Origin of the sequence: Vibrio panuliri (genome assembly GCF_009938205.1) — a bacterium.
In the GTDB taxonomy this organism is placed as follows: Bacteria; Pseudomonadota; Gammaproteobacteria; order Enterobacterales; family Vibrionaceae; genus Vibrio; species Vibrio panuliri.
The window spans coordinates 1,570,926-1,596,951 of sequence record NZ_AP019654.1 but is presented as its reverse complement, the minus strand read 5'-3'; the positions used below and the strand labels follow the sequence as shown (position 1 = coordinate 1,596,951).

General features: G+C 44.5%; 20 protein-coding genes. 12 read left to right on the top strand and 8 right to left on the bottom strand.

Annotated elements, in window-relative coordinates; translation table 11 throughout:
* Nucleotides 1–297 precede the first annotated feature (297 nt).
* The 5 genes from pepN to GZK95_RS07245 all read right to left on the bottom strand — a co-directional run bounded on the left by pepN (nt 298) and on the right by GZK95_RS07245 (nt 7,083).
* A complete protein-coding gene (gene pepN, locus GZK95_RS07265; RefSeq protein WP_075715731.1) occupies nt 298–2,904 on the bottom strand; it encodes an aminopeptidase N in 2,607 nt (868 codons plus the stop codon).
* Nucleotides 2,905–3,056: 152 nt separating this feature from the next.
* Entirely contained in the window at nt 3,057–3,728 is a 672-nt protein-coding gene (locus tag GZK95_RS07260; protein ID WP_075709598.1) for a hypothetical protein, read from the bottom strand.
* Between the two features lie 135 nt (nt 3,729–3,863).
* Nucleotides 3,864–5,858 carry a carboxy terminal-processing peptidase gene (gene prc / locus GZK95_RS07255; RefSeq protein WP_075709599.1) on the bottom strand — a complete coding sequence of 665 codons (1,995 nt, stop codon included), beginning with the start codon at nt 5,856–5,858 and terminating at the stop codon, nt 3,864–3,866.
* A 17-nt stretch (nt 5,859–5,875) separates the two neighbouring features.
* The gene (proQ, locus tag GZK95_RS07250; protein ID WP_075709600.1) at nt 5,876–6,511 is read right to left on the bottom strand and encodes an RNA chaperone ProQ; all 636 of its coding nucleotides are present in this window, start codon (nt 6,509–6,511) and stop codon (nt 5,876–5,878) included.
* Nucleotides 6,512–6,609: 98 nt separating this feature from the next.
* The gene (locus GZK95_RS07245; RefSeq protein WP_075709601.1) at nt 6,610–7,083 is read right to left on the bottom strand and encodes a GAF domain-containing protein; all 474 of its coding nucleotides are present in this window, start codon (nt 7,081–7,083) and stop codon (nt 6,610–6,612) included.
* Nucleotides 7,084–7,188: 105 nt separating this feature from the next.
* On the opposite strand from GZK95_RS07245, the gene GZK95_RS07240 reads away from it, so the two are divergent.
* The 4 genes from GZK95_RS07240 (at nt 7,189) to rsmF (ending at nt 14,581) form a co-directional block, all read left to right on the top strand.
* Complete coding sequence (locus GZK95_RS07240; RefSeq protein ID WP_075709602.1) at nt 7,189–8,985, top strand: ABC transporter ATP-binding protein; 1,797 nt, start codon at nt 7,189–7,191, stop codon at nt 8,983–8,985.
* Nucleotides 8,986–9,018: 33 nt separating this feature from the next.
* Nucleotides 9,019–10,272 carry a paraquat-inducible protein A gene (locus tag GZK95_RS07235; RefSeq protein ID WP_075715730.1) on the top strand — a complete coding sequence of 418 codons (1,254 nt, stop codon included), beginning with the start codon at nt 9,019–9,021 and terminating at the stop codon, nt 10,270–10,272.
* 10 nt (nt 10,273–10,282) lie between these two features.
* Nucleotides 10,283–12,916: a PqiB family protein gene (locus tag GZK95_RS07230; RefSeq protein ID WP_075715729.1), complete on the top strand. Its 2,634-nt coding sequence runs from the start codon at nt 10,283–10,285 to the stop codon at nt 12,914–12,916.
* Between the two features lie 243 nt (nt 12,917–13,159).
* The gene (rsmF, locus tag GZK95_RS07225; protein WP_075715728.1) at nt 13,160–14,581 is read left to right on the top strand and encodes a 16S rRNA (cytosine(1407)-C(5))-methyltransferase RsmF; all 1,422 of its coding nucleotides are present in this window, start codon (nt 13,160–13,162) and stop codon (nt 14,579–14,581) included.
* A gap of 191 nt (nt 14,582–14,772) precedes the next feature.
* Here rsmF and GZK95_RS07220 read toward each other — a convergent pair whose 3' ends face one another.
* A complete protein-coding gene (locus GZK95_RS07220) occupies nt 14,773–15,606 on the bottom strand; it encodes a CvfB family protein (protein ID WP_075709605.1) in 834 nt (277 codons plus the stop codon).
* A gap of 101 nt (nt 15,607–15,707) precedes the next feature.
* Here GZK95_RS07220 and GZK95_RS07215 point away from each other — a divergent pair, with 101 nt between their 5' ends.
* Nucleotides 15,708–17,078, top strand: coding sequence for a hypothetical protein (locus tag GZK95_RS07215; RefSeq protein ID WP_075709606.1), 1,371 nt, complete (start codon nt 15,708–15,710; stop codon nt 17,076–17,078).
* Nucleotides 17,079–17,082: 4 nt separating this feature from the next.
* Here GZK95_RS07215 and GZK95_RS07210 read toward each other — a convergent pair whose 3' ends face one another.
* Entirely contained in the window at nt 17,083–17,562 is a 480-nt protein-coding gene (locus GZK95_RS07210) for a PaaI family thioesterase (protein ID WP_075709607.1), read from the bottom strand.
* A gap of 246 nt (nt 17,563–17,808) precedes the next feature.
* Here GZK95_RS07210 and GZK95_RS07205 point away from each other — a divergent pair, with 246 nt between their 5' ends.
* The gene (locus GZK95_RS07205) at nt 17,809–18,861 is read left to right on the top strand and encodes a 3-deoxy-7-phosphoheptulonate synthase (protein WP_075709608.1); all 1,053 of its coding nucleotides are present in this window, start codon (nt 17,809–17,811) and stop codon (nt 18,859–18,861) included.
* Between the two features lie 16 nt (nt 18,862–18,877).
* Complete coding sequence (locus GZK95_RS07200) at nt 18,878–19,363, top strand: YajQ family cyclic di-GMP-binding protein (RefSeq protein ID WP_075712875.1); 486 nt, start codon at nt 18,878–18,880, stop codon at nt 19,361–19,363.
* 32 nt (nt 19,364–19,395) lie between these two features.
* Here GZK95_RS07200 and GZK95_RS07195 read toward each other — a convergent pair whose 3' ends face one another.
* Nucleotides 19,396–20,331: a precorrin-2 dehydrogenase/sirohydrochlorin ferrochelatase family protein gene (locus GZK95_RS07195; RefSeq protein WP_075712873.1), complete on the bottom strand. Its 936-nt coding sequence runs from the start codon at nt 20,329–20,331 to the stop codon at nt 19,396–19,398.
* Nucleotides 20,332–20,733: 402 nt separating this feature from the next.
* Between GZK95_RS07195 and GZK95_RS07190 the strand changes: the two genes are divergently transcribed.
* The 5 genes from GZK95_RS07190 to GZK95_RS07170 all read left to right on the top strand — a co-directional run bounded on the left by GZK95_RS07190 (nt 20,734) and on the right by GZK95_RS07170 (nt 25,953).
* Complete coding sequence (locus GZK95_RS07190; protein ID WP_075709611.1) at nt 20,734–21,762, top strand: amino acid ABC transporter substrate-binding protein; 1,029 nt, start codon at nt 20,734–20,736, stop codon at nt 21,760–21,762.
* A gap of 79 nt (nt 21,763–21,841) precedes the next feature.
* A complete protein-coding gene (locus tag GZK95_RS07185; RefSeq protein ID WP_075712871.1) occupies nt 21,842–23,038 on the top strand; it encodes an amino acid ABC transporter permease in 1,197 nt (398 codons plus the stop codon).
* Nucleotide 23,039: 1 nt separating this feature from the next.
* The gene (locus GZK95_RS07180) at nt 23,040–24,137 is read left to right on the top strand and encodes an amino acid ABC transporter permease (RefSeq protein ID WP_075712869.1); all 1,098 of its coding nucleotides are present in this window, start codon (nt 23,040–23,042) and stop codon (nt 24,135–24,137) included.
* Between the two features lie 22 nt (nt 24,138–24,159).
* Nucleotides 24,160–24,909: an amino acid ABC transporter ATP-binding protein gene (locus GZK95_RS07175; RefSeq protein ID WP_075709614.1), complete on the top strand. Its 750-nt coding sequence runs from the start codon at nt 24,160–24,162 to the stop codon at nt 24,907–24,909.
* A gap of 375 nt (nt 24,910–25,284) precedes the next feature.
* Complete coding sequence (locus GZK95_RS07170; RefSeq protein ID WP_075709615.1) at nt 25,285–25,953, top strand: Bax inhibitor-1/YccA family protein; 669 nt, start codon at nt 25,285–25,287, stop codon at nt 25,951–25,953.
* Nucleotides 25,954–26,026 lie beyond the last annotated feature (73 nt).

Sequence of the window (26,026 nt, the reverse complement as noted above, 5' to 3'; positions counted from 1 at the left end):
ACTGCATTCACACTATAGTCAGCCATCCTTACCTATATCTCGGATTTTTAGAGATCAAATAGGAATACTGTATATACAACCAGTATCGTTTTATCTCACTACACCCTTTCCTCGGCGTAATAACGCGTTTTCAGTTATCCATTAGACTAGTTTGTATGCGATATTTTAGTTAAATATGCATAACTGTATATAAACACAGTATATGGCAATTTAGTCAAGTTAGGTCATTGCAGATATAAAAACAGCGGCTTATGCCGCTGTTTGATGCTCATCAGTACCTAACCAACTACCTAATGGTTACGACTCAAGTGCTTTGGTCACTTTCTCGAACAAGTCTTTCGCAAGATTATCCATCGCTCTGAGCTTTTCAAGTTCAATTTTAATCAAACCTTGACGAGTCTGGTCATATTTGCCGAGTTTCAACAATGGGTCAATCAAACGTGATGCAACTTGTGGATTAACACTGTTAAGTTCACGTAAAATCTCCCCTGCAAATCGATAGCCTGAACCATCAATCGCATGGAAATGAACGGGGTTTGCATTGAGGAATGATCCAATCAAACTGCGCGTGCGATTTGGATTTTTCAAACTGAAGGCTTCGTGTTGCATTGTTTGCTTGATAACATCCAATACATTTTCTGCTGGGTTGCTGCCTTGTAGTGCAAACCACTTATCCATTACCAATCCATCATGTTTCCATTTTTGACTATAGTCCGCCATCAATGTTTCACGACAAGCAAGTTGCGCTTGGTTAGCTGCTGACATCGCTGCGATAGTATCGGTCATATTATTGGCACGTTGATATTGCTGCTCTGCCAACTGATTACCCTGCTCGGTATGCGCTAAGTACGACAATGCAGTATTGCGTAAAGCACGTTTACCAATTGCCGCGTGATCGATGGTGTACTCAGTTTGCTGCAAACTATGGTAAATCGCTGCAAGCTCATCGGTTAACTCCATTGCCAACTGTACTTTCAACGCTTTTAATACTTGTGCAACGGCATCAACGTCCACCGTTTTGTACCAACCTGAAACTTCATTATGGCTTGGTAGTGACAACACTTCCGCAATAAACGCTGGCTCAAGTTCTTCACTTAGTAACACGCCACGGAACGCATCCACGACAGAAGCAGGTAAAGAAACATCGTTACCTGACTGTAATGCCTCAACGTTGCTGCGAATATATTTTGCCAACAACATTTGACCCGCATCCCAACGAGCAAATTCGTTGCGAGCATGAACCATAAGGAATGTAAGTTCCTCGTCGCTGTAATCATACTCAAGTTTCACTGGAGCCGAAAATTCTCTCAGTAGTGACGGAACAGGTTTCTCCATCACTCCTTCAAACACAAAGCTTTGTTTTTCTTGAGTTATATCTAATACATTCGAAACTTTTTCACCGTTACAGCGTAACTCAAGCACGCTACCATCTGCATTATATAGCTCAATGTCGAATGGAATATGCAGTGGCAGCTTCTCTTTTTGATCATGAGTGGCTTCTGTTGATTGCGCCACGGTCAGTGTGTAAGTTTGTGCTTGGGGATCAAATTCGGTCTCAACGTTAAGCGTTGGTGTACCTGACTGGCTGTACCATAGTCGGAACTGAGACAAATCTACACCGTTTGCATCTTCCATCGCTTTGACGAAATCTTCACAAGTCGCCGCCGTACCGTCATGTCTTTCAACGTATAACTGCATTCCCTTTTGGAAACCTTCTTCGCCTAGCAAAGTGTGATACATACGGATAACTTCACTGCCCTTTTCATACACGGTTAGCGTGTAGAAGTTGTTCATCTCAATCACTTGTTCTGGACGAATTGGATGAGACATCGGGCTGGCATCTTCGGCAAACTGCGGACCACGAATAATACGCACGTTGTTAATACGGTTGACTGCGCGAGAACCAAGATCAGAAGAAAACTCTTGATCGCGGAACACGGTTAAGCCTTCTTTTAAGCTAAGTTGGAACCAATCACGACAAGTTACGCGATTGCCTGTCCAGTTGTGGAAGTACTCATGACCAATGACCGCTTCAATGCCAAGATAATCGGTGTCAGTGGCTGTCTGATCATTCGCCAGTACAAACTTAGAGTTAAAGACATTAAGACCTTTGTTTTCCATCGCCCCCATATTGAAAAAATCAACGGCGACAATCATGTAGATATCTAAGTCATATTCCAGGCCGAAACGCTCTTCGTCCCATTTCATCGAATTGATTAGTGAAACCATCGCGTGGTTTGCACGATCTAAGTTACCTTTATCGACAAAAATTTCCAACGCGACATTACGACCAGAACGAGTTTGGTATTGATCTCGAAACACATCAAAATCGCCTGCAACCAACGCAAACAGATAAGAAGGTTTCGGATGTGGATCATGCCACTTAACCCAATGGCGACCTTCGGTCATCTCACCTTGTTCAACGCGGTTGCCGTTACTTAATAGATAAGGGTATTGCGCTTTATCCGCGATGACGGTGGTGGTGTATTTTGCCAACACATCTGGTCGGTCTAAGAAATACGTAATTCGACGGAAACCTTCAGCTTCACATTGAGTACAATAAGCACCATCAGATTTATATAAACCTTCTAGCGCGGTATTCGCTTGTGGGTCAATTTCAGTAACCACTGTTAGTGTAAACTGCTGCGGTAACTCAGTGATCTTCAAACCACTATCGGTTGTTTCAAAATGATTCCACTGCTGTTGATCAACAAGCAGGCTCTTTAGTGTCAACCCGTCACCGTCTAGTTCTAAGGTTGTGCTCTCATTTAGCTGTTTAACTTGTGATATCGCGGTAACAATTGTCGCGCTATCATGTAATTCAAAAGTCAGATCAATATCCGTAATCGTATGAGAGGGAGACTGATAATCTTTGCGATATTTGGCTTGAGGAGCTTGAGCCATTTCTAAATCCTTCTAACAAATAGTGTTCGACTGACTAGCTTACAACTCTGAAAACAAAAAAACGAGGCATTCTCATTGATTACCTCGTTTTTTTGCTACAAAAGAATTTAAAACTAAATAATAAGTCTAGAATTAATGCTAAGTAACGACGTTTATCTTATTCGGTTTAGAACCGCGTACATACCACCTTCATCAGACTCGATGGTGAGTGTGTCTCGGTTAAGTTTATAGCGAGTGTTGTGCTCACCATTTTCATAGAGAAGAACCAATCGCTCCCCCTCGGTAAAATAGACGCCGCGGCGCACAGCTTCATCCCCATCGGGATTACTCACCTTAAACAGAAAAACAAAATCCGGTTGTAGGATCAAATCCATCTGATCGACGTCACTCGCCATTAAGTCATCACCCCCAAGCGCCTTGCTCGACCAAATTCCGGCCAATGAGTTTGACAGGGCTTTGGTAAACACAACGCCATTAAGATTGAGCATATTGTGATTGCTCGCATAAGCGTAGATTTGAGGTTGGTCTGTATTCAAACCAAGAATAATCGTGTCTTCATTGGCGGTGTACATGCCCTGCCATTGGTCAATGGTGTAGTCTTTTTTCTGAATATCTATCGAGAAGTGGTAATTTGAATCGAGTGTCAGTTTAATCGCAATGTAGTTCTCTTTTGACTTCTCGGGCGCTGGATTAATCAGGTACCAATCACCAAGTAGAAATGGGTGATCAAAAAAACTTAAAGCATCGGATTCTTTCGCACTTGAGGCGTTTGAACTCCATGCTGAAAAGCTAAAACAGGCGAGTAAAATTCCAATCCATCTCATGTTGCTTCCCCTCACTTTTTCTTTAAGCGTAGGCACAACTATACGAGAAAGCTAAATATTTAGATCTAGATCACATTAGTTTTTGGGTAAAAAAAAGCGAGCTCATTGAGCCCGCTTAGATTGAGATAGATTAAGTTAACGAATCATATCAACCATAATTGATACGGTTTCATCAAGATAAGCATCTGGCGCTTCATAATCTTTAGGTAGGTCATCCAAAGTTTTAAATGACTCTTTTCCTTCCGCTTTTTGGCGCTGGTTGATGCGTTCTAAACGTCGTTGATCCGCTTCATCGCTGATTCGCTTGCGCTCTTTTTCATTTAGAGACAAAGAGTTATCTTCTTTTTCCGCTTGATATCTAGCGATATCCTCAGCGATAAATCCAAACTCCATGTCATCAGCAATGCGCGCTTGATGTTGCTTATCTAACTGCGTAATAAGCTCTTTGTTACGCTGTAACTGTTTATAGTCTGCTTTTTCGATACTGTCCCAAGGCAGAGCATTGTCTTCCACGCTCTCACCTGTTTCCGCCGGATCAACCGGTGTCGGATAAGCAATATCTGGAACCACACCTTTGTTTTGAGTACTACCACCATCTATTCGATAGAACTTTTGAATAGTGTACTGAACGTACCCTAATTCTTTATCAAACAAATCATAGATATGGTTTAGCGAGCGGTGTTGCTGAACAGTTCCTTTACCAAATGAGTTTTCACCCACCACTACGGCACGACCATAGTCTTGCATTGCAGCAGCAAAAATCTCAGATGCAGAGGCGCTGTATCGGTTTATCAACACCATCATAGGACCGTCGTAGCTAATTTTATCGTCAGTATCAGCGTTCACATTGATACGACCATAACTATCACGTACTTGTACTACAGGCCCGCTAGTAATAAACAAGCCAGATAACGAAGTAGCTTCGGTTAGCGCACCACCACCATTATTGCGAAGGTCAACAATGATGCCGTCGACGTTTTTCTCTTTCAGTTCCGCAAGCAGTTTGTCAGTATCTTTAGACAAACCAACGTAAAAGCTTGGCACTTCAAGTACGCCGATTTTCTTACCATCTTGTTCAATAATCTCTGACTTAACAGCGCGATCTTCTAAACGCACTTTATCGCGGACAATCGAAACGACTTCACTTTTCGCGTCTTTGCCTTCCGGCAAAATTTCCAGCTTAACCGTGGTGCCTTTTGGCCCTTTGATGAGTTGCACGACGTCATCAAGGCGCCAGCCAATCACATCGACCATCTCCTCGCCTTCTTGCCCAACGCTAATGATGCGATCACCTTCGCCGAGCTTTTTGCTCTTAGCGGCTGGGCCACCAACAACAAGAGAACGAATCACGGTGTAATCGTCGGTCATTTGCAGCACAGCACCAATTCCTTCTAAAGATAGATTCATCTCTTGTTGGAATTGATCGGCGTTTCTTGGCGAAAGATAACTGGTATGCGGGTCAACTTCACGCGAGAACGCGTTCATGTACAATTGGAATGCGTCTTCGTTATTGGTCTGACTCAAGCGTTTTAGCGCATTGTTATAACGCTTGCCAAGGATGTCTTTAATTTCATCCCAGTCCTTGCCAGTCAATTTGAGATTTAAAGCATCGTACTTAACACGCTTACGCCATAACTCATTAAGTTCTTGTTCGTTTTTTGGCCACTGGGCCTCACTGCGATCAAGTTCAATACTTTCGTCAACGTCAAAACTCATCTCTTGGTCTAATAATGACAAGGCATAGTCAAACCGTTCGTAACGACGCTTCATTGATTGATTGTAAATATCAAAGGCGATCTGGTTGTCGCCAGACTTTAGTTGATCATCAATGGAGGTCGACCACTTAGAAAAGTTATCGATATCAGATTGAGTAAAGATATTCTTATTGAAATCAAGCATTTCCAAATAACGCTCAAAAATCGCTTGCGAAAATTGGTCGTCGAGGGAGAAATGTTTGTAATGAGAACGGGTAAAGCGGGAAGTGACACGTTTACTTGCAGTTCTATGTTGAGCTTCTTGCTCTAATGCAGGTAAATCGGTTAATTCGATTTTCGCTTCGAGTGCTTTTACTGGAGTTGCCGCTAGCATAACGCTAGCAGCAATCAGCGAAAAGTTTAAACGGCATTTCATGCGTAGGAGACTCTCCTTTATGCGCGTAAGTGCTCCGCTTTCACAACCATTTGTAGGCCGTTAGAGAGTTGAACTCGCACATCTTCCTTATTGATTTCAACGATAGTAGCAGCCATGTTTCCTTTGCCCATGTTCACGTTTACTGCGTTACCAACTTTTACTTCATCAGCATTCAGTGGACGTGTTTCTACTGGCTTAGCGGCTTTCGGCGCAGACTTAGCTTGCGGACGACGTGCTTGTTGAGGTTTTTTACCTGCAGGCTTAGCCGTTTTTGCTTTACCTTCTTCACGAGTCTTCTTGCCTTGCTCTTTGCGACGAGCTTGTACTTTCGCTTTGCTTTCTGCTAGTGCAGTTTTTGCGTGTTCTACGTGCTCTTCATCTAGCTCACCTGCTGGGTTGCCATCTAGGTCTACACGTACTGCACCAGGCTTAACACCGTGTAGGTAACGCCATGATGAAGTGTACTGTCTTAACGCTGCACGAAGCTGAGTTTTACTAACTTTTGGGTCGTCGGAAAGACGATCCGCAAGATCTTGAAAAATACCAATTTTAAGTGGCTTTGCCTCACCTTCTAAAGTAAAGCACTTAGGGAAACATTCAGCAATGTATGCAATAACTTCTTTGCTGTTTTTTAACTTTTCAGTGTTTTCCATGGGGGTTCCTGGTTAAAGCGGACTATCCGCGAGCGTTCAGATAAATATTTCAGCCATTATAGTGACCTGTAAATGAAAAACCACACTCTAGCGCGAATTTATGCCTTGATAGCGTGTGAATTAAGCATCTTTTCCACTTCTGCCATTAAAATCGTCAATCCTTTTTCATCTTCGGCGTCAAATCGACCAACATTTGGGCTATCGATATCCAAAACGCCCGCGACTTTTCCATCAATCGAAAATGGAATCACTATCTCTGAGTTGCTCGCCGCGTCGCAAGCAATATGCCCCTCAAATTGATGAACATCATGCACTCGCTGTACTTGATTGTGTTCAACAGCCGTGCCACACACACCTCGCCCAACAGGAATACGCACACAAGCGGGTTTACCTTGGAAAGGCCCCAAGACCAATTGATCACCGTCCATTAAATAGAAACCCACCCAGTTAATCTCCTCTAGCGACATATTAAGTAAAGCACTTATGTTAGACAGATTGGCGATTAAGTTTGGCTCTGACTCAATGAGAGCTTGCGCTTGTTTGGTGAGTGTTTGATAAAATTCTTGCTTCATAATGACTTCCGTTGAGGGCCTTATAGCGACTTCCAATTAAAATATGAGACTTATATGACGATTATTCGTACAATTGAACTATAAATAGTTTGCATTATCAGCAGAATGACCGAAAACAACAACACTATTAGCCGTTCTTGGCTGATTTCACAAGTAAAGATACATAAGTCAAAACTAATCGTCGCCAATGTTATCGCTATTGTTGCTACCTTGGTCAGCGTGCCGATCCCGCTACTTTTACCGCTGATGGTTGATGAAGTACTGCTTAATCAACCAGCCAAAGGCTTAGAGCTAATGAACAGCGTGTTGCCTACGTCAAGTCAAACGCCCACCGGTTACATCCTATTCGCGTTATTGCTGGTGGTGATAATGCGTACCGTTGGTCAAGCACTCAACATTCTGCAAAGCCGCCAGTTTACGTTGGTTTCTAAAACGATTACCTACCAAATGCGCAGCAAGATGATCGATAAGCTGGGCAAAATTAGCATTCGTCAGTATGAAACGAGAGGCAGCGGAGGGATAAATGCCCACCTGATCACCGACATCGAAACGATTGATCAATTTATTGGTTCTACCTTGAGCAAATTTATCATTAGTTTACTCACGGTCATCGGCACTGCGATCGTATTGTTGTGGATTGACTGGCGTCTCGGTCTGTTCATCTTACTGGTCAACCCCATCGTGATTTACTTTTCTCGTTTACTCGGTAGCCGAGTCAAGCATCTTAAAAAACGCGAAAACCAATCCTTTGAACGCTTTCAGAATCGCTTAGTCGAAACGCTAGATGGTATCTATCAACTGCGCGCCGCCAATCGCGAGCGCGAATTCCTCAATGAGTTAAAGCTCAATGCCAATCAAGTCCGTTTAGATGCTGACAAGTATGCTTGGCAATCAGAAGCCGCTGGTCGAGTCTCATTTTTACTGTTTTTACTCGGCTTTGAACTGTTTCGTGCCGTGGCGATGTTAATGGTGATGTTCAGCGATTTAACCATAGGGCAAATCTTCGCTGTGTTCGGTTACCTGTGGTTTATGTTGTCACCAGTACAAGAGCTATTGGGTATTCAGTTTTCTTGGTACAGCGCAAAAGCCGCGTTGAGCCGAATCAATACCCTACTCGACCTTGAGGAAGAATATCGTCCGGTCAGTAAAATCAATCCGTTTGATGATGACCGTGAAGTCGATGTCAGTATCGAAAATGTAACCTTCTCTTATAACGATGAGAGCCAAGTGCTCAAACAACTGAACCTACATATACCGGCGGGAAAAAAGGTGGCGCTTGTTGGTGCAAGCGGTGGCGGGAAATCGACCCTCATTCAGTTGCTCATTGGGGTTTATCGCCCTGACTCAGGGTTGATAAAATATAACCACCACACCACAGACGATATCAGTTTCGACGTTATTCGTGATCAAATAGCGGTGGTTTTACAGCAACCTATACTATTTAACGATAGCTTGAGGCATAATCTGACCCTCGGCAGCCATTATAGCGATCAACAGTTGTGGCAAGCGCTTGATATCGCCCAAATGCAAGATGTCATCGCCCAACTTGGTCAAGGGCTAGAGACACAAATTGGCCGCAACGGCATTCGTTTATCTGGAGGCCAAAGACAGCGTCTCGCCATTGCGCGTATGGTGCTGAGTAATCCAAAGTTTGTCATTTTGGATGAAGCGACATCGGCACTCGATACTGCGACAGAAGCAGCATTGCATCGGGCATTGACTGAGTTTTTAAATGGTCGTACGACATTAATCGTTGCTCATCGCTTATCTGCCGTAAAACAAGCAGACATTATTTATGTTTTAGAAGATGGTCAGGTGACCCAAACAGGGACTCATGGAGAGTTAGTTGAACAACAAGGCCTTTATCAAACCCTCTACGGCGCCGTGCAATCGCACGGCTAGTGATTGGCTTACCAACAAGGTGGGCAATCTGTCGTGAGCCTGCAACCTCATTTAGCCCAAACAAACCAAATCCGTCTCTGCCAAGGCTGCGAACTGCCGGTCGAGATTGTCGAGATTAAAACGGGAAGAAAAGCGTGCTGCCCTAGATGCGGTACAACACTCTACCGTGGCGGTCACCCATCTCTGTCGGGTAATCTCGCTATCGCTTTGACTTGCCTATTGCTATTTATCCCCTCGCATTTTTTCAACTTTCTCAGCATTCGTTTATTTGGACAGATGATTCCAGCGACGCTAGCGTCGGGAATCATCACGCTCTTTAATGAAGGGTTTGTGTTCCTCGCGTTTTTGGTTGCATTTTGTAGCTCTATCGCACCACTGCTGGTGTGCAGCGCCGTCGTCTGCGCTCATTTGGCACTCAAGCAGCATTCCTATTCATTGCTCAAGTATTCATTGCGTATCGTCCATCATTTAAAACATTGGGTGATGATTGATGTGTTCTTGATTAGTGTTGCCATCTCTTGCTTTAAGCTACAAGACTACTCAGATATCTTCGTTGGTGTGGGGCTTTACGGGCTTATCCTGCTACAACTATTTACGGTGCTGTTGGTCAGTCGCGTTAGTATTCGACGCTACTGGGAAGCCTACAAACATGAGTCAGAATACCGTTTTGAACATAAAGAGGTACATTGCACCACCTGCCACCTATCTCAACCCAATGGCAGCAAATGCGTGCGCTGCGATAGTTCACTTGCCCATCGAACGCCAAACTCGATTCAAAAAACGTGGGCCTACCTTATTGCGGCGTCTATCGCCATATTTCCCGCGAACTTGATCCCTATTTCCATCTTGCTCACCAATGGGAAACGCTTAGAAGACACCATTTTTTCAGGCGTTGCGGCATTGGTAAAAAATGGTATGTCTGGTATCGCACTGATCATCTTTGTTGCCAGTATCGTTGTACCTGTCGCGAAAATCCTCGGGCTGGCGTACATCCTATTGGCAGTTAAGTTCAAACGCCGAATTTTCCACCGTCAACGAATGACCATCTATTTTGTTGTTAAATGGATTGGCAAGTGGTCGATGATGGATCTGTTTGTTATATCAATCATGATGGCCTTGGTTGACCGAGGTCAAATCCTTGATTTTACACCCGGCTATGGCGCTGTCGCTTTTGGTATCGTTGTGGTATTAACCATGTTTGCCGCAGAAAGCTTTGACCCACGTTTCATATGGGATAATTTCGAGCAAAGCCGTGATCGACACACCAGCAATAATAAAAAACAATAAGAGTCTTTAAATGAGTAATTCAACGTCCTCTCAGCAATCCTACTCACCCGATGTGAAACGTAATCGGGGCATTTCCCCTTTGTGGATTCTGCCCATACTGACAATGGTGCTCGCGGGCTGGCTAGTGTTCAAAGCGATTCATGATGCAGGACAACGGGTGGAAATCCACTTTTCCGATGCGCAAGGTCTCATTGCAGGGCGCACGACCATTCGTTATCAAGGTTTAGAAGTCGGTATGGTAAGAGACATCAACCTTTCTGACGATCTTGAAAGTATTTATGTCGAAGCCGATATCTATCCTGAGGCGACCAAATTACTCACAGATAAAACACGTTTTTGGATGGTTAAACCAACCGCATCCCTCTCTGGCATCTCCGGACTTGATGCGCTGGTATCGGGGAACTACATTGCTATTCAGCCAAGTTCGGAATCCGGCAATCTTCAAACCAAGTTTGTCGCCTTAGATCGCGCACCAGCAGATCTCCTTGCAAATCAAGGGTTGAACATCACCTTGAAAGCACGTGACCTTGGCGGCATCTCCATTGGCTCTCAAATTCTTTATCGCAAAATCCCGATTGGTGAAGTCTATAATTATCAACTCGATAATGAGAGTAAAAACGTCTTGATCCAAGCATCAATCAAAGATGAGTATCGCCATATTATCACCGATGAAAGCCGCTTCTGGAACGTCAGTGGTATTGGTGCAAGTGTTGGCTTTTCTGGTGTCGATATTCGTTTAGAAAGCCTGACTGCATTAATTGGCGGTTCAATTGCAGTCGATTCACCCGATCGCGGTTTACCGGTTGAAGAAAACAAACTGTTTAAACTCTACCCTGACCTGAAAACCGCTGGGCGAGGTATTCCAATCAAAATCTCCCTACCCGATGACAACAAGATCAGCCCATCCGGTGCCCCAATCATGTACCGCGGTATTGAGGTAGGACAAATTACCGACTTGGAACTCAATCAAGAACGTAACAGCATTATTGCTTCAGCTGCAATTCAACCAGCGTTTAGCGATATGCTTACCGAAGGCAGCCGATTTGTTCTTGAAGAAGCGGATGTGTCACTCTCAGGCGTTGAGAACTTAACCAACCTAATCAAAGGTAATTTCCTCACTCTAGTTCCTGGAGAAGGTGACAAGGCACGTCGTTTTACAGCCATCCGTAAAAACGAGTTTAAAAAACAACAAGCCCAGTCGGTTGCGCTAGAGCTCTATGCCGACAACTCGTTTGGTTTGGACTCCGGTGCTAACGTTCTCTATCGTGGTGTCAGTGTTGGCGAAGTGACCAAAACCACCTTAGCCGCGGACAAAGTACGTTTTGATCTCCTTATCGACAAACGCTATCAAAATCTCATCCGCTCAAACAACCGATTCTACGTGACGGGCAGTGCCAGCGCGCAGTTGACCGAGTCAGGGCTCAATATAAGCGTTCCACCAGCCAAACAGTTGCTCACAGGATCAATCAGCTTTGTCAGTGAAGGCAGTAACAAAGCCGCCGAACACTATCAACTCTACCAAAATAAATCATTGGCTGAGTTGGCAAACTACAATCAATCAGGCTCACAGAGAATCACTCTAGCCGCCGATGAACTTCCACCAGTATCCAAAGGAAGCCCACTACTCTACCGTAATCTCAAAGTGGGCAGCGTGGCCGACTACCGCCTTGTCAGCGACCAAGTATTGGTGACAATCAGTATTGAAAACCAGTACAAGCACCTACTCAACAACCAAACCGTGTTCTGGAATCGCTCAGGAGTTGAAGTGGATGCATCACTGGCTGGCATTAGTGTTAAAGCCGCGCCGCTAAAAACATTGCTACAAGGTGGCATCGCCTTTGACACCATGTCAGGGGTTGAAAACAAAGATGGTGATTACTGGAAGCTATACGACAACTTCAAACAAGCGCGTAAAGCTGGGGTTGAAATCACTCTTATCGCCCACGGTGATAGCAAAGTCACGGTTGGGACACCAATCCAATACAACAGCGTGAAAATCGGTGAAATCAGTGACGTTATTCCAGATTTTTCGACTCATGATGTCGAACTGAAAGCACGTATTTTACCTGAGTATGCAGAACATGTAGCTCGTCAAGGGGCATACTTCTGGTTGCCGCAAGCAGAGCTAGGGTTGTCAGGCGTGAAGAACATTGAAAACTTACTCAGCCAATCGATCAACGTTTTAGTGGGTGAAGGCGACATGGCTGATCACTTCACCTTACATAGCAAACCACTTCAAACTCAAGGTCGACACTTTATTCTTCAAAGTGAAGCTCGCGGTTCAATTAATGAAGGCACGCCAATCCTATACCGAGAAATGGAAGTGGGTGAAGTCGTTAGTGTCCAGTTGGGCGAATTTGCTGACCGCGTCATTACTGAGATTGTTATCGATCCTCAATACGCTTATCTAGTACGCCAAAACAGTGTGTTCTGGAACAGTTCAGGTGTTGACGTTTCGATTGGTTTAACCGGTGCCGACATCAAATCTGGTACGGTTGACAGCCTACTGCGCGGTGGCATCACGTTCGCCACTCCTGAAAGTGGGCAATTGCAACCAATGGCAAAAGCAAAGCAATCTTTCCTACTTCACCAAGCTCCAGAGGCTGCGTGGAAGAAATGGCGTACCGCCATTCCCAAACCATAAGTAAATCTTATAGCAATAGAACACTAATAAGAAAATCTTATCAAGATGAAAGCGCAGCCTCGGCTGCGTTTTTCTTTACCCTATTTTTCAAAACCCAACCCGCCAAGCATCATCACGTGATGCGCGATATTCTGCGTTTGGTTCTCTCTCGCGTGACGGCGTCGAAACCAAATTGTGTTTCCCTAGCATCTTCAAGTCACTTGGGTATAATCGCGCTACGTTTTATATCATCGAGTTTTCATTTTGCACGCCAACGTATTTATCCCAGAAGCCTTCCTTACCGAGATGGAAAAAATCCTACCAAGTACATTGAACATGGAGGATTTTATTGCTGCTTGCCAACGCCCGTTGCGCAAAAGTATTCGCGTCAATACGCTGAAAATCTCAATCGATGACTTTCTACTGCGTGCCGCTGATAAAAATTGGCAACTCGAACCTGTACCATGGTGTGACGAAGGCTTTTGGATTGAAGCTGATGAGTCTGTTGTGCCACTTGGCAATACCGCAGAGCACATGGGCGGCTTATTCTACATTCAAGAAGCCAGTTCAATGATGCCAGTCTCAGCCCTATTTCAAGCGGACGATAGCTACACCAGCGTTCTTGATATGGCCGCTGCACCTGGTTCAAAAACAACACAAATCGCCGCACGCATGGACAACCAAGGCGTGCTGGTTGCCAATGAGTTCTCATCCAGTCGCGTTAAAGTGCTGCACGCCAACATTGAACGTTGCGGTGTACGTAATGCTGCACTAAGTAACTACGATGGTCGCGTATTTGGTGGATGGTTGCCTGAACAATTTGAAGCGGTTCTTATTGATGCTCCATGCTCTGGTGAAGGTACCGTTCGTAAAGACGCAGATGCAATGAAGAACTGGAGCAAAGAGTCCGTAATCTCAATTGCCGAAACACAAAAAGACCTTATTGAAAGCGCATTTCATGCTCTCAAACCCGGTGGTGTGATGGTTTATTCCACTTGCACACTAAGCCGTGAAGAAAACCAAGAGGTTTGTCATCATCTTAAAGCTAAGTTTGGTGAGTTGGTTGAGTTCGAAAGCCTAAAGTCCCTCTTTCCTCAAGCAGAGAATGCACTCACCGAAGAAGGATTTTTGCATATTTTCCCACAAGTATATGATTGCGAGGGATTCTTCGTCGCTCGTATTCGTAAACTGGGCTCAGCACCTGCTCCTGAAGTTAAAAAGCGTTTAGGTAAGTTTCCGTTTGTCAAAGCAAGCAATAAAGTTCAGCAAGAGATAGCAAATCAACTCAAGCAAACTTTGGATGTCTCGCTACCAAATGATTGCAGTGTTTGGCTAAGAGACAACGATGTTTGGCTATTCCCTAGCGCGCTTGAACCAATGCTGAGTGAATTTAAGTTCTCACGTATGGGAATAAAGATCGCTGAAGCGCACAAAAAAGGCTATCGCTGGCAACACCAAGTCGCGACTGCACTTTCGAACGGAAGCGAGAAAAACTGCGTGGTACTTTCTATTGATGAAGCTCGCGAGTGGTTTATGGGTCGCGATGTTCGCCCAAGCGACCAATCAGGCCAAGGGGAAGTGCTGGTCAAATTCGGTAATGATGTGATTGGACTAGGGAAATGGGTTGGCAACCGAGTCAAAAACGGTCTTCCACGAGAGCTGGTACGAGATAAAAACTTATTCTAAAAGGGATGAAATAAGACTCAAATATTGTTTGAGCCGCGCAAACAGCGAATGACGCACTACAATTAAAGTTAACAACAACTAATTGTAATGATGCAATTAGCGCAGGCTCTTTATTGAGCCGATCCCCTCGGCCCGGATCAGGATAAGATCTGGGCCATCTTTTAGGTCACGTCTAAGGGATCACTCCATCACTAACAGAGGCGGATACCCTCTTTCTCAATCGTGATCTTACCAAGTTTGTACAGACCGCCAATGGTCTTTTTGAATGTACCTTTGCTGGTGCGAAAAGCAGCAAAAATCTCATCCGGTGATGACTTATCGTTAAGCGGTAAAAAGCCGCCTTTTTTCTCAAGTAGCTCGATGATTTTGCAACTCAGGTCGTCCATCTTAGCCACACCGACTTTTTGCAATGACAAGTCAATTTTACCATCTTCACGAATCGCCTTGATAAAGCCTTTCATGCGCTTACCAATAAACAGCTTACCAAACACATCTGAGCTAAATATCATGCCCCAGTGCTCACCGTTTACAATCGCTTTGTAACCAAGATCACTGCGCTCAGCAATCAGCAAGTCGACTTGTTGGTTGCGCGTGTAGTTAGCTGGTGTTTTGTCCAATAGCTTGTTGAACTTTGTAGTACCTACAATACGTCCTGAAGCGCGATCGGTATATACGTAAACCAGAATGGTTTGACCCGCCGTCAAACGGCCGCGTTGCTCACTAAAAGGCACTAAAAGATCTTTTTCTTTAATACCCCAGTTTACAAATGCACCAGTGCTACTGATACCTTCGATTTTCATCAATCCCCATTCGCCAACTTGGGCAATCGGAGTTTCTGTCGTTGCAACCAATTGGTTGTCAGAATCAAAATACAGGAATGCATCAATAAACTGACCTACTTCCACGCCCTCTGGGACATGACGCTGAGGTAAAAGAGTGGTTCCAAACTCGCCTGCATCGAGGAACACGCCAAAGTCTGCTTGCTTCACTACTTCGAGGTGGTTTACTTGACCAACATTAATCATTGTATTTTTATCTCTGTAACACTTAATTTAGGGCGATTATAGCGAAACTCTGTTATGCTTGCGCCAGATAATTCGAACTTTTTTCCTTTCGGAGCTCACTCTTGATTACCGTTGATAAGCAGGACGGCATCACGCTCAAGATTTCCCATTCAATGGCCGCCAGTAAAAAGGCCAATCTTGACCTCTATTTCTTTGTTCCCGGCGAATTAGGCTTAAGCCCTGACCTACTCAAAGAGACTGAGTTCTATTATGAATCCATTATCCAAAAGCGCGCCTACTACAGTGACAAAATTCTGTTACCTCTGATTCACAGCCGCTTGGCGAAACGTGGGCGCTTGTCGTCGACGCAATACCGTGTCAGTTTGAGCTTGTTCGCCTACCAATACGTTATTGCGCTAGACAAAGCCGTGAGTCAACTCAACCGGCACGATACGGATACTGTCACCGATGAAGAAATCGACGCGGTTATTGAACTTGCCATCGACATTCTCAAAAAGCTCCGTCGCAGTATTCCTTATGAGGAGAGTCTCAAACGCTACTACGCCAATATCGACAACTACTTATCTTGGTACACTGAGCAAAAGTTCTTGTCGTTAGTGGCTCATATGCCGCGTGATGGTGACTATAAAACGCTTAAAGAGCGCTTGATTCTGATCGTTGAAAAAGAAAAAGCACACCGCAAACTCAATCACTATAACTCGCCAGCAACACGTGACGACGTCACGCGAATGAGTAACAAGATGCGCCTATTGCGCCGCCTAATTGAGCACCCAATTGTACTTAAAGAAAAAACCACCTCTTTGGGTAAGAACATGAAGCGGATCGTTAAAGGGCTCGCAACGGGTTTCGTGATGGTGTTTGTAACCATTACGGCGATATTGGCTCGAGACTATTGGGGGGAAATCACCGCTTCTTTTATCATCGCGATGTCCTTTGTCTACGCATTACGCGAGATATTTAAAGATGATCTCCGTGATGTACTTTGGCGTTGGTTCCGTAAAGGGAAACCTCGCTGGCGTAAGCGCTATACTGACCCAACGACGAACAAAGTGGTCGGACAAAAAGTCGAATGGCTCGACTATCAAGCTTTAAACAAGCTGCCAGATAGAATTATGTTTATTCGTAAGAAGCGTACCGCGCAGCGTGAAGAGCAGATACTACACTATCGTTCAGAAGTGGAGATGACCACCTCTCGATTTATGAGTGGCTATGAAGAAACGCGTGAAACCATGTTTGTCAGCATGAGAGCATTAACTCGCCTTATGGATAAGGGTTCAAACCGAGTCTATTTGCTCAACAATGGTCAAGTGAGCAAAGAGTCTGTTGAAAAACGCCACTTAATCAATTTGATCGCTAAAGAGTATCGCTTTGACGGTAAACCACGCTATTACCGTTGGAAGATTATTCTCAATCGAACCAAGATTGTCGCCATAGAGCAAGTTGAAGTAGACCCAAATACCCCACTCCCTTAACCAGCTATCGCGTCGAACGTTTAATCGACAACGTAAGCTCAAATACCGCCATCGGCTCTTCACCATGTAATGAAGGGCATGTGGCGGTAATCGTCACCGGCTTATTGATTCGCTCACCAGTCTCTAATGCCCTATCTAACATCTCATCAATCAAGTGGCCATCACTACAGGTAAACAGCACATCTCCTTCTGGTCGTTTTAAAAACTCCCCTTTGACGGCCTTAAAAGCCAAGGATATCTTTTCACCTCGCTGCTGCGCTTTACTCATCGCCATAAAGCCTCCGGCAACATCCGCACCTACCGCAAGTACACCAAAATACATACTGTTCAGATGATTTTTTGTACGACGGCGCAACGGAATCACGACCTCAACCCTGTTTTCATCCAGCCGAATGATTTTCGGTCTACACAACCAGATAAGTGGCACCTTGAAAAAACCAAAGGTGTTGAGATAGAAGTTTGCTTGGCGTAGAGGTGATAGCATAGTGACGTCCATGATTAACTGGTCTGATCTGTTTTCAATAACCTAGTTGTATATTGTTTTGCTATAAAGTCAACATATCGTTAACATAAATGAGAATTTTCCACCCTCTCACGTTACAATGTCACTCCAACAAGGTTACTTTAATTGCTCGGTTATAAGTTAAAGCTTAAGATTTTGTAGAATTAGTTTATTCCTTATTGGGTTTCCGTTATCTTTAGCGCTTCGTAATTAAAAATAGGCTGCAGTATGCCACTTAAAACCGACGAACTAAGAACCCAACCGATGGGTCCAATGCCAACTCCTGCTGAGTTGAGCCACACTTACCCAATCAACGACGATGTTGCAGACCGAATTGCTCACTCTCGTCGTCAGATTGAAAGCATTTTGGTAGGTGAAGACCAACGCCTTCTTGTTATCGTTGGTCCATGCTCTGTGCATGACACTGAAGCAGCCCTTGAATACGCAACTCGCCTAGCCGCAATCCAAGCGCAATACAAAGATGAACTTTTCATTGTTATGCGTACCTACTTTGAAAAGCCGCGCACTGTAGTGGGCTGGAAAGGTCTAATCACAGACCCGAACTTAGACGGCTCATATGCATTGGAAGCTGGTCTTAACAAAGCTCGCGAGCTACTGCTTGATATCAATAAACTTGGCTTGGCAACGGCGACCGAGTTTCTTGATATGATCACTGGCCAATATATTGCAGATTTGATCACTTGGGGTGCTATCGGTGCACGAACCACTGAGTCGCAAATCCACCGTGAAATGGCTTCTGCTCTATCTTGCCCGGTAGGCTTTAAAAACGGTACAAACGGCAACATTAAAATCGCGATTGATGCCATCCGAGCAGCGAAAGCACAGCACTACTTCTACTCGCCTGACAAAAATGGTCGTATGACTGTTTACCGCACATTTGGTAACCCATACGGTCACGTGATTCTGCGCGGAGGCGATCAAGGTCCAAACTTTGATGCTCAATCCATCGAAGTGGCGTGCAAACAGTTAGCAGAGTTCGACCTTCCACAACGACTTGTGGTAGATTTCAGTCATGCAAACTGCCAAAAACAACATAGAAAACAAGTTGATGTCGCAAAAGACATTTGCGAACAGATTAAATCTGGCAGTACATACATCGCAGGCGTAATGGCTGAGAGCTTTATTGTTGAAGGCAATCAACCAATGGACGACATTTCTTCGCTTACTTACGGTCAGTCAATCACCGATCCATGTTTAAGCTGGGAAGACACTGCGTACATGTTGGAACTTTTGGCGAACGCTATTAAAGCGCGCCCTTAATTTAGAGGAAATTTACATGCCATCTTTTGATATTGTTTCTGAAATTGATAACGTGGAACTGCGCAATGCAATTGAAAACGCGCAACGTGAGCTATCAACTCGTTTCGACTTTAGAAATGTAGCAGCAGAGATTGAGCTACAAAAAGATGATTCTGTAAAACTCAGTGCAGAAGGTGACTTTCAGCTTAAGCAAATGCGCGACATTTTACGCGGTCATCTTGCTAAGCGTGGTGTCGATGCTAACGCGATGGAAGCGAAAGACTCAGAAGCGACAGGTAAAAACTGGCATCAAGTTATCACGTTTAAACAAGGCATCGAAGCGCCAATGGCAAAGAAAATTGTTAAAGCGCTGAAAGATGCAAAAATGAAAGTTCAAGCCTCTATTCAAGGTGAGAAAGTTCGCGTAACCGGTAAAAAGCGTGACGACTTACAAGCGGCAATTGCGCTTATTCGCGAAGCTGAGTTAGGACAACCTTTCCAGTACGAAAACTTCCGTGACTAAATAACCAAAACCCGCCAATCGGCGGGTTTTTTCTAGCTTTGTGCCAACTTGAGTCTAAGCCCATCTCCAATCAGTAAATTGTATTTTGCTGAGCGCTGTTCAATAAAGACCACGATGCGAAGCGCACGCTTGTTTGCTTCACTTAGCAGTTCATTCAACTGCCCCTCATCGCGATAAACCAAACGCTCTGCATCCCTGCGGACACTATCAACAAAAACAAATGGGCATTCAATGCTGTGAAGCACAAGTTCGGCTTGTTGCATCAACCGCAATGCTTTTAGCGACAACAGTTCAAAATCAGCACCAAACTCAATCCAAGTAACACTGCCACTTTCCGTGACATTGTCACTAAGCAATGACTGATAACGTTGCTCAAGTTGCTGTCTGTTCGCGGCTGACTCTACTGCAGGATCGGCAAAAAAGCGTTCCCAGTATTTTCGTCTTAAATCAACACTCGGAAGTTTTTGCTTGATGTCATTGCGTTTAGAGGCAGCGAAATCGCCAAGTAATGAAAGGTTTTGTGGCAAAATATACTCAAGTTTCTGGCGGATATTGCGCACCAAAACCGGGGAAGCTCCACCACTAGAAATGGCGATTTGAAAACGACCGCGATTAACAATGGATGGCGTGATAAAGTCACAGTATGGCAGGTCATCAACAACATTAACGAGGATCCCAAGTTTTGTTGCGTCACGATAAACCTGATGGTTTAAGTCCGGATTGTCGGTTGTTGCCCAAACTTGGACAAATCGTCTATCCATCATCTCGTGAGAATAGAAGTTTTGTACCCAATGACACTCACCTCTGTCCACCAGACCCCGTAAAAATCCTTCGATCGCTGGTGAAATAATCGTGACAATCGCGTTGGCTCTGACCAGTGTTTCCACTTTTCGACAGGCCACTTCGCCCCCTCCTACCACCAAAACCTCTTTGGCTTTAAGGTCTAAAAACATTGGAAAGTACTGCATTTTGCTCCTTGCTTATTCTCACTTCAAAATACTACTCTTAATTTTTCTTCTATTGCAATATATACGTTCAAAGTACAGCGATTTATTTAGACTATCACACTATCAAACTCGACAGAATCCTAGATCACCATCTGTGCTTACACACTTTAGATTAACGTGGTATTTACAAATAATTAACACTTAGTCATTCTATTTGTAGCTAGGATTGTGATTCTAATCAAAAACCATTTTAAATTATATATTTGAGAATATGCAGATCCTTTCCTAGTCTTATAACTAGTTGATTTATAGAGTGTGAAATTTCACAAATTTATAAACTCGACAATATTAATAAACACAACATTTTTATTGGTTGTATCAGGGGTTACCTGGTCTAACAAGGATTCCACAGGAAGGATACACATGAAAACTAAACTATCGCTCCTTGCTTCAGTCGTCGTTGCATCTACCGCATTTCTCTCCACTTCAGCGTCAGCCGCTGACGGTACACTTGATAAAGTACTCGAAAAAGGAGTGCTGACGTGTGGTGTAAGTACTGGTCTTCCAGGCTTTTCTAACCCGAACTCAAAAGGAGAATGGGAAGGAATTGATGTTGAATATTGTCAAGCTTTAGCAGCAGCAGTACTGGGCGACAAAACCAAAGTAAAATACGTTCCATTAACCGCGAAAGAACGCTTTACCGCCCTGCAATCGGGCGAGATTGACGTACTATCACGTAACACGACTTGGACACTGCACCGCGATACCGCTCTGGGGCTCAATTTCGTTGGCGTTAACTACTACGATGGTCAAGGTTTCATGGTTAAAAAAGACATCGGTGTATCAAGTGCTAAAGAGCTCGATGGCGCCTCTGTCTGTGTTCAATCGGGTACCACAACCGAGCTGAACCTAGCAGACTACTTCCGCATCAATGGTATGAGTTATAAACCTGTCGTATTCGATACGGCACCACAGACTTCTGCGGGCTTCGATGCGGGTCGTTGTGACGTTTTAACTACGGACCAATCCGGTCTGTATGCACTTCGCTTAAATCTAGCGGATCCTAAATCAGCAGTAGTATTACCAGAAATCATCTCCAAAGAGCCACTTGGCCCTGTTGTTCGTCAAGGTGACGACAAATGGTTTAACGTTGCGAAATGGACTCTGAACACCATGATCAATGCAGAGGAATATGGCATTGATTCGAAAAACGTTGATGAGATGGTGAAATCAAACGATCCAAATATCAAACGTATCCTCGGTGTCGATGGTCCAAAAGGTAAGAGCCTAGGTCTTAATGATGATTGGGGTTACCAAATTATCAAGCAAGTGGGCAACTATGGTGAGAGCTTTGAACGAACCGTAGGTGAGGGTTCTCCGCTTGAAATCTCTCGTGGCGTTAATGCGCTGTGGAATGAAGGCGGCTTTATGTACGCGCCACCAATCCGATAATCATATTGGCATTTAGAACCAAATTGGGCGGAGCAATCCGCCCTTTTATTAAAATCGACGGATTAGAGGTTACTGCTGTATGAAACCTACTATTAGCGAGGCAGGCAAGGCGCCATCGTCAAAAACCAGCCTTCTGTATAATCCCACCTTTCGCTCAGTCGCCTTTCAGATTATTGCTGTTAGCGCACTAGCTTTTTTTATCTACACTATTGTTAACAATGCACTTACCAACTTAGACTCCCGTGGTATTGCCACAGGTTTTGGTTTCCTCGATCAAGAAGCTGGCTTTGGGATTGGCCTATCACTGATCGAATATGATGAAACTTTTTCCTACGGTCGCACGTTTTGGGTCGGCTTAATTAACACCGCTCTCGTATCTGTACTTGGAATCATCGTTGCCACAGTACTCGGATTCGTGATTGGTATTGCTCGCCTGTCATCGAACTGGCTAGTGAGCCGTTTAGCGGCGGTTTACATCGAAGTCTTCCGTAACATTCCACTGCTGTTGCAGATTTTCTTCTGGTACTTTGCGGTTTTGCAAGCCTTGCCTTCACCGCGACAGAGTTTAAGTCTTGGTGAAGCTATCTTTATCAATGTTCGCGGTTTGTTCTTCCCCGCGCCGGTGCTAGAAGCAGGCGCGATGGTGGTCATTGGTGCTTTTTTGGTCGGTATTGTTGCCACTATCGTCATTAATATCTGGGCAAACAACCGCCAAAAACTCACTGGTAAGCAAACACCGATGCTACGCATAGGCGTAGGATTGATCGTTGTGTTACCGGTTGTGGTCTATTTTATTATGGGCGCCCCCATTTCTGCTGAGTATCCTGAACTGAAAGGCTTTAACTTCCGCGGTGGTATTAGCATTATTCCTGAACTGGCGGCATTACTGTTGGCATTAAGTATCTACACCGCCTCTTTTATCGCGGAAATTGTTCGCTCTGGTATCAACGCCGTAAGCCATGGGCAAACAGAAGCTGCAATGTCATTAGGTTTACCTCGCTCGAAAACATTAAAGCTAGTCGTGATACCTCAAGCACTGCGCATCATTATTCCACCTTTAACCAGTCAGTACCTAAACCTAACGAAAAACTCCTCACTTGCAATGGCGATCGGTTACCCAGATCTGGTCTCTGTATTTGCTGGGACAACCTTGAACCAGACCGGTCAGGCTATCGAAATCATTGCCATGACAATGGGGGTTTATCTGACGTTAAGTTTGGTCACGTCAGCGTTAATGAACCTATACAACCGTAAAGTGGCTTTGGTGGAGAGATAATATGAGTACACATCAATTTCAACCAGACTTGCCGCCTCCTTCTAATACGGTTGGTGCCGTCGGATGGTTACGTCGTAACTTATTCAATGGCCCTGTTAACTCGATTGTCACCTTGGTGTTAGGGTACTTCGCGTTTACCGGTCTATGGGGAATTGCCGAATGGGCGTTCATCAATGCCGACTGGAGTGGCACCACACGAAATGACTGCACAAGCGATGGGGCTTGCTGGGTGTTTATTAGTGTTCGTTGGGAGCAATTTATGTACGGTTTCTACCCTGAAGCCGAACTATGGCGCCCTCGCCTATTTTACGCCACCCTTGCGGTATTTACTGTGTTGCTTGCGTACGAGAACACGCCAAAGCGCATGTGGATATGGCTGGTCTTTGTCAACATCTATCCATTTTTTGCTGCGGGTTTATTGTATGGTGGTGTGTTTGGATTAGAAGTGGTCGAAACCCACAAATGGGGTGGCTTGCTGGTAACGCTAATCATCGCGCTGGTGGGTATCGTTGTATCGCTGCCAATCGGCGTTGCACTGGCGCTTGGCCGTCGCTCAGATATGCCTATTATCCGCAGTATCTGTACTGTCTACATCGAAGTCTGGCGTGGCGTACCGTTAATTACAGTACTCTTTATGGCCTCAGTAATGTTACCACTCTTTATGTCAGAAGGCTCAGAAACCGATAAACTGATTCGGGCACTCATCGGCGTGGTGATGTTTGCTGCGGCTTACATGGCAGAAGTTGTTCGTGGTGGCTTGCAAGCGATCCCTAAAGGTCAATATGAGGCTGCCGATGCACTGGGATTAACCTATTGGAAAAAAATGGGGCTGATTATCTTGCCGCAAGCGCTCAAGATCACCATCCCTTCTATCGTCAACACTTTCATCGGTCTCTTTAAAGACACCAGCTTGGTTCTGATCATCGGTATGTTCGATGTTCTTGGAATCGGGCAAGCAGCCAACACTGATCCCGAGTGGTTAGGATTTGCGGTTGAGAGTTATGTATTTGTCGCGTTAGTGTTCTGGGTATTTTGTTTTGGCATGTCGCGTTATTCGATATGGCTTGAGAACAAACTCCATACCGGCCACAAACGATAATTAATGTATTCAAGGACGTATTATGACGCAGCAACAAGACTACATGATCGAAATTAACGACATGAACAAGTGGTACGGTGAGTTCCACGTACTAAAAAACATCAACTTAAAAGTAAAAAAAGGCGAGAAAATTGTTATCTGTGGCCCATCTGGTTCAGGTAAATCGACCATGATTCGATGCATCAACCGTTTGGAAGAGCATCAACGAGGGCATATTTTCGTCTCAGGTAATGAGCTGACTGAGGATCTTAAGAACATTGAAGCCGTGCGCCGAGAAGTGGGCATGTGTTTTCAACACTTTAACTTGTTCCCACATCTAACAGTCTTAGAAAACTGCACATTAGCACCTATTTGGGTCAAGAAAATGCCCAAAGAAGAAGCGGAAAAAATCGCGATGCAGTACTTAGAACGCGTGAAAATTCCCGATCAGGCTGATAAGTACCCAGGTCAATTGTCAGGTGGGCAACAGCAACGTGTGGCGATAGCGCGCTCTTTGTGTATGAACCCTCAAGTGATGCTCTTTGATGAACCCACCTCAGCGCTTGACCCTGAAATGGTGCGTGAAGTGCTTGATGTTATGGTTGAGTTGGCAGAGGAAGGTATGACCATGCTCTGCGTTACACATGAAATGGGGTTCGCGAAAGAGGTTGCTGATCGTGTGATATTCATGGATGCAGGTGAAATCATCGAAGAAAACAACCCGACAGACTTTTTTGAAAATCCTCAGTCTGATCGGACACAAAACTTCCTCGCGCAAATATTACACCACTAAACCGTTACCCATCATATCAAGGGCACAGTAATGTGCCCTGTTACTCCCACTCTCACATCTCACATCTCACATCTCACTATCGATGATCAATCTGTCACGAGAATATCTGCAAGCAGGTCAATTTCACTAACAATCTCATCTTGAGATGACTTAACTATAACCCTCTGTATTTTATAGAATCATCGCTATGGCGAATCACCAATAGTTGTTATGATAAATGCAAATACGCTGAGTTGGTTAAATTGTGTTACATCTTCACAATTACTTGAGGCGATATTTCCATTATTATTCTGATAACTACCCAATGGGGCTTGATCTTTTAGCTAATCAACCTCATAAATGTAGGTAAAGCATATCACGCTAATGAGGAAGACTATGAACAGTCCTATGTTTACGCGATCAACCAGTGCGACTAGAACACTTGAGATCAACAAGACACTTAAGAATACATACTTTTTACTATCGATGACGCTTGTAACCAGCGCTATCGCAGCTATGTTCACCATGGCTATCGGTATATCTCCAATCATGGCGCTTGTTATGCAAGTAGCGGCTATCGGTATTCTGTTCTTCGCCCTGCCTAAGAGCATTAACTCGTCAATGGGCATTGTATGGACGTTTGTCTTCACCACTCTAATGGGCGGTGCGCTTGGTCCAATGCTGACTTATTACGCATCGATTGCGAATGGTCCAGCGATCATCGCTCAGGCGCTTGGTTTAACGGGTATGGTTTTCTTGGGTCTTTCTGCATACACAATCACCAGCAAGAAAGATTTCTCATTCATGCGTAACTTCTTGTTCGCTGGTCTAATCATCGTGATTGTTGCAGCATTGATTAACATCTTTGTTGGTTCGACATTAGGTCAGTTAGCAATCAGCAGCATGTCTGCATTACTGTTTTCTGGTTTCATCCTATTTGATACTAGCCGTATTGTGCGTGGCGAAGAGACCAACTACGTAAGCGCAACCATCTCAATGTACCTAAACATCCTCAACCTATTTACTAGCTTGTTGAGCATTCTAGGCATTATGAACAACGACTAAAGGTCGAAGTGATTAAAAAAAGCCCGAAGGATACCCTCCTTCGGGCTTTTTTATTGAGACTCGCCCAGAGCTA

Coding starts and splice junctions, on each gene's coding strand:
- GZK95_RS07180 (WP_075712869.1), top strand. CDS start 23,040: ATGAGTACACATCAATTTCAACCAGACTTGCCGCCTCCTTCTAATACG.
- GZK95_RS07210 (WP_075709607.1), bottom strand. CDS start 17,562: ATGCTATCACCTCTACGCCAAGCAAACTTCTATCTCAACACCTTTGGT.
- GZK95_RS07260 (WP_075709598.1), bottom strand. CDS start 3,728: ATGAGATGGATTGGAATTTTACTCGCCTGTTTTAGCTTTTCAGCATGG.
- GZK95_RS07170 (WP_075709615.1), top strand. CDS start 25,285: ATGAACAGTCCTATGTTTACGCGATCAACCAGTGCGACTAGAACACTT.
- GZK95_RS07175 (WP_075709614.1), top strand. CDS start 24,160: ATGACGCAGCAACAAGACTACATGATCGAAATTAACGACATGAACAAG.
- GZK95_RS07240 (WP_075709602.1), top strand. CDS start 7,189: ATGACCGAAAACAACAACACTATTAGCCGTTCTTGGCTGATTTCACAA.
- GZK95_RS07195 (WP_075712873.1), bottom strand. CDS start 20,331: ATGCAGTACTTTCCAATGTTTTTAGACCTTAAAGCCAAAGAGGTTTTG.
- GZK95_RS07200 (WP_075712875.1), top strand. CDS start 18,878: ATGCCATCTTTTGATATTGTTTCTGAAATTGATAACGTGGAACTGCGC.
- GZK95_RS07185 (WP_075712871.1), top strand. CDS start 21,842: ATGAAACCTACTATTAGCGAGGCAGGCAAGGCGCCATCGTCAAAAACC.
- prc (WP_075709599.1), bottom strand. CDS start 5,858: ATGAAATGCCGTTTAAACTTTTCGCTGATTGCTGCTAGCGTTATGCTA.
- proQ (WP_075709600.1), bottom strand. CDS start 6,511: ATGGAAAACACTGAAAAGTTAAAAAACAGCAAAGAAGTTATTGCATAC.
- pepN (WP_075715731.1), bottom strand. CDS start 2,904: ATGGCTCAAGCTCCTCAAGCCAAATATCGCAAAGATTATCAGTCTCCC.
- GZK95_RS07220 (WP_075709605.1), bottom strand. CDS start 15,606: ATGATTAATGTTGGTCAAGTAAACCACCTCGAAGTAGTGAAGCAAGCA.
- GZK95_RS07190 (WP_075709611.1), top strand. CDS start 20,734: ATGAAAACTAAACTATCGCTCCTTGCTTCAGTCGTCGTTGCATCTACC.
- GZK95_RS07205 (WP_075709608.1), top strand. CDS start 17,809: ATGCCACTTAAAACCGACGAACTAAGAACCCAACCGATGGGTCCAATG.
- GZK95_RS07245 (WP_075709601.1), bottom strand. CDS start 7,083: ATGAAGCAAGAATTTTATCAAACACTCACCAAACAAGCGCAAGCTCTC.
- GZK95_RS07230 (WP_075715729.1), top strand. CDS start 10,283: ATGAGTAATTCAACGTCCTCTCAGCAATCCTACTCACCCGATGTGAAA.